The sequence below is a fragment of the Jannaschia pagri genome, from assembly GCF_019655435.1.
Taxonomy (GTDB): Bacteria; Pseudomonadota; Alphaproteobacteria; order Rhodobacterales; family Rhodobacteraceae; genus Jannaschia; species Jannaschia pagri.
Map to the genome: position 1 here is coordinate 266354 of NZ_BPFH01000004.1, position 16375 is coordinate 282728.

Sequence of the window (16375 nt, forward strand, 5' to 3'; positions counted from 1 at the left end):
CGGTGCCTGATGCGCCCGTTCGCCTTTACGTTTGGCATCTAACGTCACCCGATGAGGCGACCGCGCTGTCGGCTCACCTATCGGACGCTGAACTGGCGCAGGCCCGCCGGTTTGTGAAGCCGGCTGATGGGGTGGCCTATCGTCTGGGTCGGGGTCGGATGCGCGAAATCCTAGGGGCTTGGGTTGGCACGGACCCTGCTGCGCTCTCGTTTGTCGTGGGACCGTCGGGGAAGCCCTGCCTCTGTCCCGGACCGCACTTCAACTTGAGCCATTCCGGCGGTCTCGCCTGCCTTGCGGTTCATCCCAACATGCCCCTGGGCGTGGATATCGAGGCGCCCCGCCCGGTGGAGCCATCCGTGGCGCGTCGCTTCTTTTCCGCCGCAGAACAAAAGGATCTGTCGGCGCTCCCCCAGACAGAATGGCGGGAGGGGTTCTTTCGCTGTTGGACGCGCAAGGAGGCGGTGGTGAAGGCGCTTGGCCTCGGCCTGGGCGCCGATCTCGCTGCGTTCGATGTCACCCTCGCGCCTGGTCATCCCGCCGCCGTGACGCGTTGCGATCTCGAGTCTGCTCAGGATTGGAGTCTGACTCACTTCGAGCTGACCCCGGGCTGGATTGGGGCCCTGGCAATGCCCGGGCGCAAGGAGCGACCCCGTATCGAAGTCGCCCTATGCCCCCCAGACGTCGACATTCACTGCGGGGCGTGACGCGCCAAGAAGGCATCCATAGTCTCGGCAAAACTCTCGATCCCCGTCCGGGAAATTTCCGACAGGACCACCTCGGGCATCCAATGGGTTTCCAGTTTGTCCGGTGCCACAACATCTTCCCAGCCCATGGAGGTCTTCCAAAGCCGCCCCCGTGGCGTGATCGGTGTGATCACATGGAGCACGGGAAAATCGATAGGCTCGGGCCGGTAACGGTCCCGCGCGCGCGACATCCGAGAGATGAAACGCTCCATCTCCGCTTCCATGTCGGTCCATTGGGTATGTTCGATCAGGCGCAGGCGGTGCAGCGCCCGGATGACGCCCGTGCGATGGAAAATGCCGTAGCTGCCCAAAAGCGCTGCGGTCGATAGGTGGCCCGACCGCCAGTCCTTGAGACGCAGGCGCAAGGCGAACCATCGATCTTGCGACCGCAGGCGCCGGTCTGAGTGGACCTTTTGGGCAAAGCGCGGCTCCCACACGTCGCGCATGGCGACACCTGCGATGGTCTCCCCTTCGGATTGCAGGATGCGGGCGGCTTCCAACGCCAGGTTGCCGTGCACGCAATTGCCATAGAGCAGGTACGGCCCCCGAGGTTGCGCTTGACGCACCCCATCGGCACAGCGTCGGGCCACCTCCAGAAAGTCCGTATTTTCGTCCAGGGCTGACGTGATTTCGAACAGACGAACGCAGGAGATCGGTCTGTCTTGCCCCGGCAACGTCGACAGGGCGACCGCCGTCGCGGCGTTGTTCACGGCCACAAACGGTTGCCCGGGCCCATCCCGGCGCAGCCGCATGATCCCCGGTTCATCGCCCGTTGTCGCAACGGGCGGCGCAAGCGGCGGGGCGGTGCGCGACACCAAAGCGGCCAATCCACCCAGGGTAGGGGTTTCGTATAGGTCGATAAGCGTCACGGGTGCGGACCACCGGTCGCGGATCCTGGCCAACAGACGGATGGCCAGCAAAGAATGGCCGCCCAGGTCGAAGAAATGCGCATCCGCAGGCAAGGTCTCCGTCCCCAAGACCTCGGACCACATCTCCGACATTTCCGTGAGTGTGTCTTGGCTCGCGTGCCCGGTGACCGGCCCGGGAAGCTGCTGAACAACGCTGATCGCTGTGATCTGTCCCGCAAGCGTGTCTGACAGATCTGACATCAGGCGCCCTGGCAAGGTTTCCAGCGGAAAGCTCCCGGTTTGGGCGGGTGTGACGTAGGCTTGGGACCCCGTCACGCAGGCGGTCTCCACCATGGGATGGCCGGTCAGAACGGCTACGGAATCCACGGTCGGCTGGTCTGTCGGGCGACCTTTGGTCAGGTCAGCGACCGGGGTCTCCGGCTTATCGAGGGAGAGATGGAGCGCCGCCACGGTCTGCGCCAGCACATCCTCCGCCGTGGCCCCATCATAGAGCGTAGCGTCATATTCCAGCACGATCTGCCAGCCATCAGGCCGTTCCATCACGGCCAAATCCAAGTCGTTGATCGCCGCCGGCGCGTGGGACGCCGTCGACCGCAGGGACATCTCCCCCGAGGTGCGCGACTCCATGAAAACGGTCTGCAAGCCAAAGTTGATGGAGGTGAAGGGGGGCTGTCCCGGGCGTCGAGCCGGGTTCAACTCGGCCACCATGTGATCAAAGGGCAATTGTTGATGGGCCAGTGCGCCCTCGACCACGGGGCGCGCGGCGGCGATCAATGCGGCAAGGCTCTGGGTCGGCTCCACCTCGAAGCGGAGGACGAGGTTGTTGATGAACATCCCGATCAGCGGCTCAAGCTCCGGCTCGATCCGGCCCGTGGATTGTGTGGTCATCAGGATGTCGCGGATGCCCGTGCGCGCGTGCAGGACGGCCGCGAAGACTGCGGCGCCATGGGTGAACGGGGACACGCCGGCTTGACGTGCCGCGGCCCGCAATCGCGCCCCGAACCCCGGCGGCAGGTCGTGGGAGACGGTGGCGATCTGACGTCCAGTGCGGACATTGCGGGGGCGATCCCCGGGCAGCTCGAATGGTGCGGCATCCTGCAACTGCTTGCGCCAATACGCCCGTTCAGGGTCGAGCGCGCCGGTCGCGGACAGCTCCGCCTGCCACAGGCAATAGTCGCCATATTGCAGCGGCAATGGCGGCAAATCGTCGAAGGTTCCGTCCAAGGCCGCCCCGATCTCCCGGCCCAAAACCCCGATGGAGGCGCCATCGAAACAGCGGTGATCCACGACAAAACACAGCACCGCGCGTGTCCCGCTCAACCGGATCAACGTGGCGCGGATCAGACCTGGTTGGCGCGCGTCAAACGGGTCTGCCGCGGTTTCCCGGGCAATGGTCTCGATCCGCTCCTGCTGATCCACGTCGGGGACGGGCCGCAAGTCGACGGTCGAGAATTGGAACGGCGCATCTTGATGGACGCGCTGCACGGGCGTTCCATCGGGCGCGACGAAGGAAGACCGCAGAATCTCATGTCGAGCGATGACCTTGCGGAAGGCTTCTGCGATGGCGTCCCCGTTGATTTGGCCCTCCAGCGACCATCGCACGGCCACGTTCAGAACCGGCGCGCCAGGGTCGGCTTCGGCCATGATCCAGCAGCGCGTCTGACCGGCGCTGAGCGGAAAGGTAGCCAGGATCTCGCTCGCGGCCGCAGGCGTGGGTTGCGTCGGGCTCATGCGCCACCCCCTTGTCCGCCGCGCCGCGCGCCACCACGGAAGGCGCTCAGCTTTGGCTTGGAGGGGGCGGTCCCGGACGCCGCGCGCGCATCATGATGGGCCGCCAGCGCGCGCACGGATGGGTGTTCGAAGAGATCACGGGCCTCAAGCTCCAGCCCCTCGGCCAGCATCCGCGCGGCGAGACGGAAAACCGTCAGGCTGTCGGCGCCCAGGTCAATGAGCGTGGCAGTCACGTCAGAAATGTCACGGTTCAACACTTCGGACCACAGGGCCGTCAGCCGCCGCTCCGTTTCGGTCGCGGGCGGGTTGCCCGTTTCCACGGCACGCGGGGTGGCCTCGGGCGCGGGGAGGGCCCGGCGGTCCAGCTTGCCGTTGGCCGTTTGGGGCAGGGCGTCCAAGGCCATCCACGCCGTTGGGATCATATAGTCGGGCAAATCGCGCGCCAGCGCCTGTGCCAACGCCGGGCCGTTCAGGTCGCCAACGACGTAGCCCACCAGCTTCGCGTCCCCATTTGCGCCTGTTTGCAGGGCGACGGCGGCCCGTGCTACGCCTGGTTGCGCGCGCAGGGCGGTTTCGATTTCTCCCAGGTCAATTCGGAAGCCGCGCAGCTTCACCTGCGCGTCCCGGCGGCCCAAAACTTCGACCTCACCGGTCGGCGTCAGGCGCGCAAGGTCGCCCGTTGCATAGAGCCTGCGCATATCACCATCCAAAGGCATTTCACGGAAGGCCGCCGCAGTCTTCTCCGGCTGCCCGGCATAGCCAATGGCCAGACCCGCGCCGCCGATGTTGAGCTCCCCAACGACGCCGGTGGGACAAGCCCGACCGTTGTCATCCAGAATATGCAACGTCGTGCGCGCAATCGGTCCGCCGATGGTGATCGGACCACTGCCCGTCACATGTTTCACCGCCGACCAGATCGTCGTTTCGGTCGGACCATAGAGGTTCCAGACCGTGGCCCCCGTTGCCAGCAGGTCCCGCGCCAGATCGCTTGGCAGTGGTTCTCCGCCCGTCCACGCGCGGAAGTGTAGTGGGGGCGTCAGACCTGCCGTCAAAAGGATCGACCAGAGGGTCGGTGTCGCCTGCATGACCGTGATGTCGCCCCGGTTCACCCGGTCAGCCAGTTGGAAGCCGTCGATCACCTCGTCCGAGGGGGCGACAACGACAGTCGCACCCGCCAGCAGCGGGCCAAACATCTCAAGGATGGAGATGTCAAACATGGCTGTGGTCACGGCCAAGAGGCGATCCTCGGCGGCGAGCCCCGGCGTCTCGATCATCGACGTCAGTAGGTTCGTCAGCGCGCCGTGGGGGATTTCGACCCCCTTCGGCTGGCCCGTCGACCCAGAGGTATAGATGACATAGGCCGGATGCGAGGCGGTGACCGTTGTTGGCGCGGGCGTCGCAGGATCGATTGCATCAGGTGTGATCACAACGCGCCTAGAAAATCGGCCCGGCTGATCTGTGATCACAGCGCTCGGCTTGGCATCGTCCAAGATTTTGATCAGGCGCCCGTCCGGTTGTTTGGGGTCCAGCGGTACGAAGGCGCAACCAGCCCGCAGAACACCGAGCAACGTGGGGATCAGGTCGCCCCCCCGTGGCAGGCTCACCGCAACCCGGCCCTGGATGCCTTGCGCCTGCAAACGCGCCGCAACGGCCCCGCTCCGCGCCCAGAGGTCCGCATACGTTTGGGCACCCTCACAGGTTTCAATCGCGGTCTTGTGGGGTTGCGCGGCACAAACCTCGGCCAAGCGGCCCATCATGGGGGCAAGGTCCCCGTCATCCATGGGTGCTTCGTCGTTCGTCTCAAAGGACGCGGTCAAAGGCAGACCGGAGATCGCGGCGTCCGGCGTTTGCGCCATCGCGACAATCAGCGCCTCATAGCTCCGGGCCCAGGTCCTCACCGTCTCGGCGTCAAAGAGATCGGTCGCGTAATGCGCCTCGATCCGGAGACCCGCATCCGTGGACACGAGGTTGAAGAACAGATCGAAGGTGACGGCGGCCTTGCCGTTTGCTTCGAAGTCGGCGGCAAGACCGGGCCAGGTCAGATCGGCCGGTTCCTCCAGATTGAACTCGATCTCCGTCAGGGGCAGACGGTCAAGACGGCGCGGCACCTGGGCGGCCTCTAGGATTTGGCTGAATGTTAGGCCGTCGTGGTCCAGGGCGGCAAAAACCTGATCTCTCACCGACGTCAGATGATCGCTCGCGGATGCCATCGGATCAGCGCCGCTGCGGATCGGGAGCAGGTTCACGCAATGGCCGACGAGGTCCATGGGCGCCGTGCTCTGTTGTGCGGCTGTGGGCACCCCGATTGTCATATCCGTTGCACCAGAGAGCCGATGGACGAGCGTTTGCATGGCTGCGAATGCCGCCGTGAAGAGTGTGCATCCGTGGCGCGCCCCAAACGTCTTCAGGTCCTCAACCAGTTGACGCGGGATCTCATGCACGACGGTCGCGCCGGGACGATCAGCGCACATCTTGCGCGGGCGATCGGTCGGCAGTTCCGCCAAGGGCGGCGCGTCGGAAAAGGTCTCTTTCCAGAACGCGCGGTGATCCGCTGGCGGGGCGGCAATGCGGCGCGCGTGATCGGCGAAGGCGGGTGCCTCCGGCAAATCGGCCGGGGTGCCCTGGCGCGCGGCCCCGTAAAGCGCGGCCAGATCATCCAGGATCAGGCCGAACGACCAGCCATCAAGCACGATGTGATGTGCAGTGATAACAAGGGCATGTCGGGCGTCGTTCATCTCGAACAGGCGGACACGGATGGGGGCGGCATCGGTCAGATCGAAGGGCGTCTCCGCCTCTTCGGCGAGGGCCGCATCAAGGGTGTCGCCGGGTTCAACGGGCAGGGTGAGCTGCGGGCCATCCGCGACGGTGAAGCCCGACCCGTCCCGCGCGAACCGCAGGCGGAGCGCATCGCGCCGCGCGATCAGCTGGCTCACCGCCGTCTCTAGGGCTGCTCGGTCGAGGTCCCCCTCCAGATAAAGCGTCCCACTCTCGTTAAACGCCACCGCTGACAGACCACCCAACTGGTGCCGCATCCAGATTTCGCGCTGGCTGGGCGTCAGAGGGATCGGCCGGGTCGCTGGCGTCAGGGGTGGGGCATCGGACCGCCGCACCTCCGCCAGGATGCCAGTGGCAAGCAGGGTGTCCAGCGCGGATTCAAAGGCCTCGACCACGCGGTCCACCTCCGCCTGCCCGTGCTCTGTCGTGAGGAACCAGCAGAACCCGTCCATCACATGCACACCCGCCAGACGCATCAGCGGGTAAAGCAGCGTGGCGCGGGGGTCTTGTTCGGTCAGGTCCACGACCAACCAGGAGGAGTAGTCCTCGATCACATCTGGCAGACCACGGACCTCCAGGGCCGCGCGCATCCGTTTGGCCATTTGCGACAGCAGCTTAGGCGTCTCAACCCAGAGCCTGTCACCCGCCTCGGCCATGTGGTCGAGCGTGGCTTCCACCGCCGCCAGAACCAGCGGGTGCCGCACGAAGGTGCCAGCGACAAAGGTCGGCATCGCCTCCGGTCGGCTGTCGTCACCATATTGCCAGCTGCCGCCATCCAGCGCGTCCATGTATGCGGCCGCACCCGCCACGACACCGATGGGGAGGCCGCCGCCCACCACCTTTCCGTAGATCGCCATATCCCCTTGCAGGCCCCAAACGCCCTGCATCCCGCGCGCGTCCGTGCGGAAGCCGGTGACGACTTCGTCGATGATGAGGGCCGTGTGAACGTCGTCCGTCAGGGCCTTGATATCACGCACGAACTGCTCGGGTCGCGTGGCTGGATAGCGGCTGCGGACTGGTTCGATCAGAACAGCCGCCAAGTCATCGAGGTTGTCGCGGATGTAGTCCAAGGCTTCGGCGCTGGCGAAGGGCAAAACGACCACATTGCCAAGGGCGCCCCGGGGAATCCCGGGCGCGGAGGGAAGCGCACCGGCCTTGGCGCCGGGCTTAACAAGCACCTCATCGTGTTGGCCGTGGTAGGACTTGTCGAACAGAACGACCTTCTCGCGACCCGTGGCCGTGCGGGCGGCGCGGACGGCGGCGATGACGGCCTCGGTCCCCGTGTTGCAGAAACTCACCCGCTCGTGCCCAACGGCCCTGGCGAATTTCTCTGCCAAAGGACCTGCGCGCTCGGCTTGTGGACCGAGGGCATAGCCCAACTCAAGCTGTCGGGCGACCGCCGCGTTCACGAAATCCGGGGAATGGCCGAACGCCGTTTGGCCAAAGCCGTTGACCAGATCCACCAGATCATTGCCGTCCAGGTCATGGATGTAGGCGCCCTTGGCCCGTTTGGCGACAATGGGAAAGGCCAGTTCCTTCCAATCCGCGTGAAACCCAGCAGCGGTTCGTGGATCCGCCAAGACCGGGCGATGGGCGTCGGTATAGGCTTTGGAGCTGGGGAACTTTGCTGAGTATCGCTCCGCCAGATCACGGGCGAAGACGCGCTGGTCGTCGGTCAACTCCGCATTGGAAATCATCTTGATCCGACGACCACCGCCCTCGGGCTTCGGCGTTGGCGCGACCTTCTGCGTATCTGGCGGAAGGGCAACCGGAGCCGGGGCCGCAGCGGAGGGGACGGCGGCGGCGGTGGCCGGTGCCGCGCCCAACGCCGCCAATTGTTGCGTAAACAGGGCCTGCATCGTCGCCATCTGCGCCTGCATGACGGTGCCGAGATCGCCGCTCACCGCTGGTATTTGTGCTGGGGCTGTGGGGACGACCGCCGGTGCCACGGCGGCGGGTGGCGCGACGGTTGCAGCGGGCTCCGGCGCGACAGCGGGGGAAGCGCTTGGGTTTTCGCTCAGGATGAAATCCGCCAGCAGGCGCGGTGTCCCCAGGTCCGTCGTCAGACGGCGAAAGCCAAACTGGACCTTGAACGTGCGCGCGATCTCTTGCGTCAACTGGCCCAAGAAAAGCGAGTCGAGCCCAAGTTCCAGGAAGGTCACCTCCGCATCGGCTGTGGACACCTCCATCCCCGACATATCGCTGATGGTATCGAGCAGTTGGGGCAGAACAGTCGGCGCGGTTTGGGTCATGGGGGCACTCGGAACGTCAGTAACGGAAGGAGAAGGGGCGTCATGGGCGGCTGGCGGATCCACCCAGCAGCGGCGCCTTTGGAATGGATAGGACGGCAGGGGTACCTTTCGGGCGTCGGGCGAGACCCCGTCGGACAGATCGACGTCTAGCCCCGCTGCCCAAAGGCGCAGCGTGGCCTGTGCCAAGACCTCCGGCGCTGTGTCGGCCTGGGCCGGGTCCGGCAAGCTGGGCACGGCGGTCACATAGCTGTCGGGTGCCAATGTTTGGGCGGCCAAGGCCGTCAAGGTGCGGCCAGGGCCGACCTCCAGAAGGGCTCGTGGACCGTCCCTCTGGGCCAGCGTCTCTAGCGCAGCGTGGAAATCCACGCAGGCGCGGGCTTGATTGGCCCAATAGGCGGGATCGGTGGCCTGCGCCTCGGTCAGGATGTTCCCGGTCACCGTGGACAGGATGGGGCGGTCAGGCGCCCGCAGGGGCATGTCCTGCGCGACGGCCAAGAGGTCAGGCACCACGGCGTCCATCATCTGGGAATGGAACGCATGGGAGGACCGGAGGCGACGGTACGACAGCCCAGCCTGGCTCAGGCGTGTTTCGAAGGCGTCTAACGCGGCCGCTGGTCCCGCAACCACCTGCTGATCCGGGGCGTTGCGCGCGGCCAGGTCCAGCGTATCGTCCAGGAGCGGAAGCAGTTCCTCCGGGCGGGCAGTCACGGCGGTCATGCCGCCCGGGGCCTGCGCTTGCATAAGCGCACCCCGCCGCGTGACGAAGTACAAGGCATCGGGCAGGGCCATGACCCCAGCCAAGACCGCGGCGGCCAATTCCCCAACGGAATGCCCGATGAAGAGGTCGGGTTCAGCGCCCCGCGCTTGCCACAGACTGGCGAGCGCGACTTCGGTCAACAGCAGGCTCGGCTGCGCGAGGCGGGTTTGGGCCAGCGTCCGCGCGGCGTCTTCAAAGGGACCCTCTGGGCGGAGGAGCAGCCCGCGCAGCGTGTCGGAAAGGTCATCCGCCAACAGCGATAGCCCCTCGTCCAAGGCGTCCGCGAAGTGTGGCTGCGCGGCATAGAGGGCGGCGGCCATACCAGGGTACTGCGCGCCTTGTCCGGGGAGCAGTGCCACAAGACGGGGTGCCTTTGCCGCCGTTGTGGAACCGCGCATTCGGCGCAGGGCCGTGGCGGCGGTCTGGGGCGTTCGGGCGACAACGCCCGCGCGGTGAGGCCATATGCGTCGACCGGATTGCAGCGTTCTGGCGACATCCTGCAAGTCCAGGTCCGGCGCCGCGTCCAGCGCCTCGGCAAGATCGCTGGCCATTGCGGCGAGGGCTTCGGGCGTTTTGGCGGACAGAGGCAGGGCGACTGGGGCGTCGGGCCTCTGCCGCTCCGGCAGATCCGGCGCGGCGCCCAAGACCACGTGCGCGTTGCTGCCGCCGACGCCAAAGGCGCTGACACCCGCGCGCCGGTCGTCGCCGGTCCAGGGCTGTGGCGCGGTCGGCACGGTAAAGCCGCTACCCGACAGGTCAATTTTGGGATTGATGCGTCGATGGTGCGCGATCGGCGGGATCATTCCCCGCTCCAGCACCAGCGCCGTCTTGATCAGCCCGATGATACCCGCCGCCGCGTCCAAATGGCCCGTGTTGCCCTTGACCGCGCCTAGGGCACAGGGCGTGTCAAACGGGCCGAACGCTTGCTTGAGGCCCGCAATCTCAACCGGGTCACCCAAGGGCGTCGCAGTGCCGTGGCATTCCACGTAGCCGATGTCGTGCGCGGTGACGCCTGCGTCTCGGTGGGCCTCCGTGATGGCTTCGGCCTGGCCGGTAACCGAGGGCGCGGTGTAGGACATGCCCCTGCCACCGTCATTTCCGAGGCCGGTGCCCTGGATCACCGCATGGATCGTATCGCCCTCGGCCAGGGCATCCGACAATCGTTTCAGCACCACGACACCCGCACCATCGCCGAACACCGTTCCGTTGGCATCGGCATCGAAGGGGCGGCATGTGCCGTCGAGAGAGACCATGCCCCCTTCCTGTGCCAAATATCCGCGCCTTTGGGGGAACGTGATCGAAACGCCCCCGGCAAGGGCCGCATGCAGCCGTCCGGCGCGCAGGGCCTCGACCGCTTGGATGACTGCGACCAAGCCAGTGGAACAAGCCGTTGTCACGGAAAGGGCGGGTCCCGTCAGGCCCAGCTTTTGCGCCGTGCGAGAGGGGATATCGTCCCCCACATTGCCCGCCAGGTTCGTATAGTCGATCTGAAACCCGGATGTGAAAGCGCGCCGTTCCGTGTCGTCCGTCAGAAGGTTTTCAAGCAGATACGTGGACATGGATGACCCGGCAAACAGCCCGACGCGCCCAGAGGTGCGGGTTGGGTCAAGCCCTGCGGCGTCCAATGCCTGTTGGCAGACCTCTAGGAAAATGCGGCCCTGGGGATCGATGCGCGCGGCCTCGGCGGGTAACATCCCAAAGAAGGCCGGGTCGAACTGATCCACGTCCCGCAGGATGGCACGGGCAGGAACGTAGTCAGGGCGCGCACGGGTGGCTGCATCAAAGGTGTCGGTCAATGCGTCGGGCGCGAACCGCTCAACCAGGCCGCGACCTTCAACGATGACGTCCCAAAATCCATCAAGTGTTGTGATCCCGCCGGGCAGCCGTGCGGCCATGCCAACGATTGCGATGGCGGTGTCGTCGGTTGGTTTGGGCGCATCCTGCGGGTGCTGGTCGGGGCTTTCGCTGAGGCGTGCCGCCAGGTCGCCCAGACGGGGCACGTCGAACATCAGAGCGATATCGAACGGGCTGTCGAGGCTGGCCTCCATGCGGGCATGGGCCTCGATCAATTGCAAAGATGTGCCGCCCAGGTCGAAGAAGCTGTCTTCGTCGCGCGGCGTCTGGCCCAACAGATCCCGCCAGATGGCGGCAATCTGACCACGGACATCCGAGGTGGCTCTGTCCTGCGCAAGCCGTGGTGCCTCCAGCCGGTCGCGCAAGGCCGCCCGGTCGATTTTGCCGTTCTTGGTCAGTGGCATGGCGTCCACGGCGATAAGGCGGCGGGGAAACACATGGGGATGAATGTCGCGCAGTTCAGCTCTGAGCAGCCTCTCCACCGCCTGAACATCCTGCGAGGGATCCGCCCGTTGGACGAACGCCACGAGATGTGTGCCAGCCCCAGCCCCCGACGGCTCCACCACGGCTTCGATCAGGGTGTCGGACGCGCGGAAAGCGGCTTCGATCCCATCTAGCTCCACCCGGCGACCGGCGATCTTGCACTGCCGATCTTCGCGACCGTGGAACAGAAAAACGCCATCGGCCCGGCGCGTCGCCAGATCCCCTGTGCGATAGACCAACCCGTCCTCTCCGGAACGCGGATCGGGGATGAAGGCCGCGGCGGTCAACTCCGGCCGATTGTGATAGCCCAACGCCAAGCCGGCACCGCCTATGGCCAAGATGCCTTGGGTGCCGTCCGGCACCGGGCGGTTGTCGGTGTCCAGCACGATGGCCCATTCGTTGGCCAAGGGCGTTCCGATGGGAACGCTTGTCGCCGCCAAGTCGGAGCGCGTGACCACATGGGCGAGGCTCGCGATGCAGGTTTCGGTCGGTCCGAACTCGTTGACGACCGTTACCGATGGGCAGGCATCGAGCAACTTTTCGACGCGCGACGGAGATATGGACTCGCCGCCAGTCAAGATCAGACGCAGGGGGCCGAGCGCCTTTGGGTCGACGTCGATAATGAGGTTCAAGAGGCCGGTGTAGATCGGCAGGACCGTCGCATTGTGGTCGGTAATGGCCTGACGGAGAACCGAGACCGACACCGGGTTTGCCCCGACGACGGCCACCTGGGCCCCGCGGATGAGGGCGCCGAACACCTCGGGCAGCATACCGTCACAGGCGGGTGTGGAGGTATGGAGGACGACGTCGTCCGTGCCCACGGCCAAGTCGCCGGGTCCGAACTCATAGCTTGTGACGGCCCGGTGGGGGATGCGCACGCCCTTTGGCCGCCCTGTGGTGCCTGACGTGTAGAGTAGGAATGCGGCCGCGTCGGACGAGACCTCGCGATTGGCGCCGCGATCGTCGTTGCTATCGGCGGTCTCATTGGTCTGGATGACGGTCAGGTTCGGGGCTTGGTCCCGGGCGGCCTCCGCCAAGTCTGGCGATGTCACGACGACATGAACGCCCGCGTCTTGCAGGATGAAGTCCGTCCGCTCCGCCGCAAAGTCGGGGTCCAGTGGCACCGCGGTTGCGCCCGTCGACAGAACGGCCAGCATGGCGACTACGGTGTCCGCCGACCGACCGCCATAGACCGCAACGGCGTCGCCGGGTGCCACGCCCGCTTGTCTTAATGCAGCCGCCAGCGTGCCCGTCCGATGGTGAAGGGTCGCACGGGTGTATGTGGTATCCCCGTGTCGTAGGGCGACCGCCTCGGGCCGCGGAGCGGCCTGGGCCGCGATGGCCCCGTGGATTGTTCCACCGATCATACAACGCCCTCGGTCCGCATCCAAGCGGCACGGCCACCACGGTCGGTGCAGGGGGGCAGGGGCAAAACGAACGGCATAATTGCTTATATCCTAACATAGTCGTGCCGGTACTGGACGCGTAGGCGGCGACCAAACGGCACACGTTTGCGTAGGGTAGCCATTAAATCGGGCCAGAATTGGCCACGTCGGGGCCTTTAGCGTCAACGATCTATCAAAAAACGGATGAATGGTCACCGGGAGGGGACATTCGGTCACGCGCCCATGCGCGGTCTGAGGACAAAGCCCCAGCTTTCACTCTCACCGTGCTGTGGGTGCGTCGGGATCCGGTGGCCCAAGTCGTAGATTTGCCAGCGATCCACGACCTCATACCCCAGCGCTGAGAGTTCAGCGCGCCAGTCGTCCCAACTGCGGATCTGGTATGGCGTCTGAACGGGGCCCAGACGTTCTAACGTGAACAGAGCCGGACCGTGGCGCAGCGCCACCTTGTTGAGCAAGATCGCGGCGGGGCGCTCGGGCAGGGCGTCCACAAGCTCCGTCAGGGAAATGTCCAGGTATTGCAGCAGACCGGAAGCCAACAGGATGTCGGTCTCAGGCAAAGCGGTCAGATCATCCACAAAGCGCAGGTCGCTGGGCAGGGTGCCGGCGATTTGGGACTTCTGGGCTGCGCCGATGATGGCTGGTGTGTCGTAGACGGTCCATTGTGCGCGGTTAAGGTCGATCAAATCGGAAAAGGCGATGTATTTCGTACCCATATGGCCGCCCGCGTCCAGAACGCGGGACCCGTTTGGCAGCAGCCGATCCAACCAATGGAGGAGGGGATAGTCCCAGACCTCCCGCTGGCACATCTCGGGGAAAGACACCTCAGCCGCGGCTGGGTCATTGTACCCGCGACCGCCGCTTGGGGGGATTGCCGCAAGGGCCGCCGTGCGGTTGCTATAGGCGCCTGAAAAGCGCGGCGCGCGGCCCAGTCGAACGCTCAAACGTGCGCCCATGGCCCGCGCGACATCGCGCAGCCGCCGCAGGGTCCGCCGAAGCCCGCCCATCTTCTCAGGCCTCCGCCGTGGGCGCGCGCCCGCGGCCCGTAAGCCGCGTCCATAGCTCGGGCGCGAAGACGGCCAGCGCAGCGGCATAGGCGATCATCGCAACCATGCCTTCAAGAATGGCGGCGACGAGCGAGGGAAGCCCACCAAAGGTGCCCAGACCCATATCCGCCAGCAGGAGCGCCGCGACCCCAATTGTGAGGGGGCCAATGACGCGCCGTAGATCCGATATGATCTCGCTCGCCCCCACATCGGCAAACCGGCGGAACAACCACACCGTCACGCCCAGAAGGACTGCTGCTGCGACGATCTGTGCCCATGCGACCGCATATAGGCCGAAGGGAACAGCCGCCAGCGTGGCGATCACGGTAACGGCGAGGGTCGCCAACGACAGCTTTGGCAACTGCTTGGATTGGTCCAACATGGATAGCAGCGGCTCAATGGCGATGCCAAAGCTGCCGAGCAACCGCGCCACAGCCAGCAGCAGCACCAGGGGCACGGCGGGCAGCCATTCCGACTTCAAGAGCGTTTCGATAAGCGCATCGCTTGCAACCATCAGCCAGACAAAAACGGGTACGCTAATCGCAACCAACAGGGTCAGAAACAGCCGCAACTGGGCGCGCAGCCGGTCGTTGTCCGGCGCTTCGGTGTCGGCGTCGCGCGCCTGTTTAAACAGCGCCCAACCTAGCATTTGGGCCGGAACGGCGATGACTTCGGTCACGGCCCCCACAAGCCGCTCGGCCACGCGGTAGTATCCGACCTCCTCCGGGCCAAGGGCGCCGCCAACGATAAAGGTGGCCACATAGAGGCGGATGTTCGAGAGCATGCGACTGAAAAAGAAGTGCTGCGAGAAGACCCAAAGATCGGCGAGCATCTTCCCTTCGAAGCCGAAGCCAGGCGCGGTGCGGGTCACCACAAAGCTGATCGTCAGATGTGTGATCTGATAAGCCAGCCGTCCGAACACAATGGACAAGATCCCCCAACCCGCAAGCAACGTCGACAGGGATACGGCGAGCCCGGCCAACTCGCCCAAGATCTCGCAAACGGCCGAGGATCTCAGGGATTTCTGCCAGATCATCATGCCCTTTTGTGCCGAGGACACCGTGGCCAAGACGATCCAGAGACTAAACAGCTGGACGAGAACAACGATCTCCGTGTCCAACCCCCAGATTGAGATGCCGGAGGACGCCACGAGGCCGATCAAGCCGAAGAGCACACCACAGATGATCGAGAGCGTGAGCACGCGGCGGGGCACCTGAACATCCCCGGCCCAGCACATGATATAAGGGGCCCATCCGCCTTCGGACGCCCGAAACAACAGGATCGCGCAGGCCGAGACCAGTGCGTAGATGCCGAAATCCGCCGGACCCAGGATGCGAGCGGCTACGACAAAGACGGCGAACTGACAGAACTGAGCGATGATGCGCTCCGCTGCGGTCAGTGCCCCGGCGCCGACCAGTTTCTGGGCTTTTTGATCTGTCTCAGACACCTGGCCGTCCGTCCGTAGGGATCCGACCGGCGGTCAGATTCGGGAAGTTCCCGCAGACCCTAGTTCATCCAGTCACCTGACTTGAACACATTTCGTCGGCGGCTGCCTGCCGAAATAAGTGGCTAACCGTCAGAACGGTTGTCAAAAAAATTATCAACGCACTGGTTCGGTTCGCGAAACACATCGTGGCTAAAATGTTCTGTGATTTTGACGAGATTTTGTCCTAAAGGTGACCCGGGTGGAATGAATGTGTTCTAATTTGGGGAGGGAGCGTACCGCTCCCTGGTTACTATGCCGATTACAGTTTCTGCTAAGTCTGCCGACCTGCGTCGGTTCAAAACCCGCGCGGCTCTTCCCTCGCTGACACGCCAGAAGGAGCGCTTGGCTGATTTCGCCAAGGTGTTCCTGGACCGCGCGACCGTGGGGCTCGGTCTTCTTGCTATCGCCCCGCTCCTCCTCGTCATAGCGGCTGTCATCTTGATCCTGGACGGGCGGCCCATCTTCTTTGGACATGAGCGTGTCGGGCGCGAAGGCAAGTCTTTTAAGTGCTGGAAATTCAGAACCATGGTTCGGAACGCGGAGGAAAGGCTGCAGTTTGTACTGGAGAACGACCCAAAGGCGCGGGCGGAGTGGGAGGAGACCCAGAAGCTGAAAAACGACCCCCGCATCTTGCCGTTTGGCCGTGTGCTTCGCGACCTCTCCATCGATGAACTGCCGCAGCTCTGGAACGTCCTCCGCGGGGATATGTCCCTGGTCGGTCCGCGTCCTGTGACCCGTGGCGAGTTGGCAAAGTATGGACCCGACAGAACGTCGTATTTGGCGGTTCGTCCTGGCCTGACCGGAGAGTGGCAAGTGAGCGGTCGTAGTTCCGTCTCCTTCGAAGAGCGTGTCGCGATGGATGTCGAATATGTGGCAAAACGAAGCCTTGTGCGCGACCTGACCATCTTGCTCCGCACCCCAGCGGTCGTAGTCAAGAAAACGGGCGCGTGCTAGGAAACCCCGACCTTACGAGACA

At 64.8% G+C, this 16375-nt stretch carries 6 protein-coding genes; 2 read left to right on the top strand and 4 right to left on the bottom strand.

Annotation, left to right across the window (positions count from 1 at the left end; all coding sequences use genetic code 11):
• Positions 1–2: 2 nt before the first annotated feature.
• The gene (locus K5R33_RS12260; protein ID WP_220749330.1) at positions 3–704 is read left to right on the top strand and encodes a 4'-phosphopantetheinyl transferase family protein; all 702 of its coding nucleotides are present in this window, start codon (positions 3–5) and stop codon (positions 702–704) included.
• Here the strand turns inward: K5R33_RS12260 and K5R33_RS12265 are convergent.
• The 4 genes from K5R33_RS12265 to K5R33_RS12280 all read right to left on the bottom strand — a co-directional run bounded on the left by K5R33_RS12265 (position 689) and on the right by K5R33_RS12280 (position 15360).
• Positions 689–3343 carry a condensation domain-containing protein gene (locus tag K5R33_RS12265; protein WP_220749331.1) on the bottom strand — a complete coding sequence of 885 codons (2655 nt, stop codon included), beginning with the start codon at positions 3341–3343 and terminating at the stop codon, positions 689–691. The genes K5R33_RS12260 and K5R33_RS12265 overlap by 16 nt on opposite strands.
• Positions 3340–12831, bottom strand: coding sequence for a non-ribosomal peptide synthetase/type I polyketide synthase (locus K5R33_RS12270; protein WP_220749332.1), 9492 nt, complete (start codon positions 12829–12831; stop codon positions 3340–3342). Before K5R33_RS12270 ends, K5R33_RS12265 begins: the two co-directional genes overlap by 4 nt.
• A 251-nt stretch (positions 12832–13082) precedes the next feature.
• Positions 13083–13874: a methyltransferase, TIGR04325 family gene (locus K5R33_RS12275; protein ID WP_220749333.1), complete on the bottom strand. Its 792-nt coding sequence runs from the start codon at positions 13872–13874 to the stop codon at positions 13083–13085.
• Positions 13875–13878: 4 nt separating this feature from the next.
• Positions 13879–15360 carry an oligosaccharide flippase family protein gene (locus tag K5R33_RS12280; RefSeq protein ID WP_220749334.1) on the bottom strand — a complete coding sequence of 494 codons (1482 nt, stop codon included), beginning with the start codon at positions 15358–15360 and terminating at the stop codon, positions 13879–13881.
• A gap of 381 nt (positions 15361–15741) precedes the next feature.
• On the opposite strand from K5R33_RS12280, the gene K5R33_RS12285 reads away from it, so the two are divergent.
• Complete coding sequence (locus tag K5R33_RS12285; protein WP_255576369.1) at positions 15742–16353, top strand: sugar transferase; 612 nt, start codon at positions 15742–15744, stop codon at positions 16351–16353.
• The last annotated feature ends 22 nt before the right edge of the window (positions 16354–16375 follow it).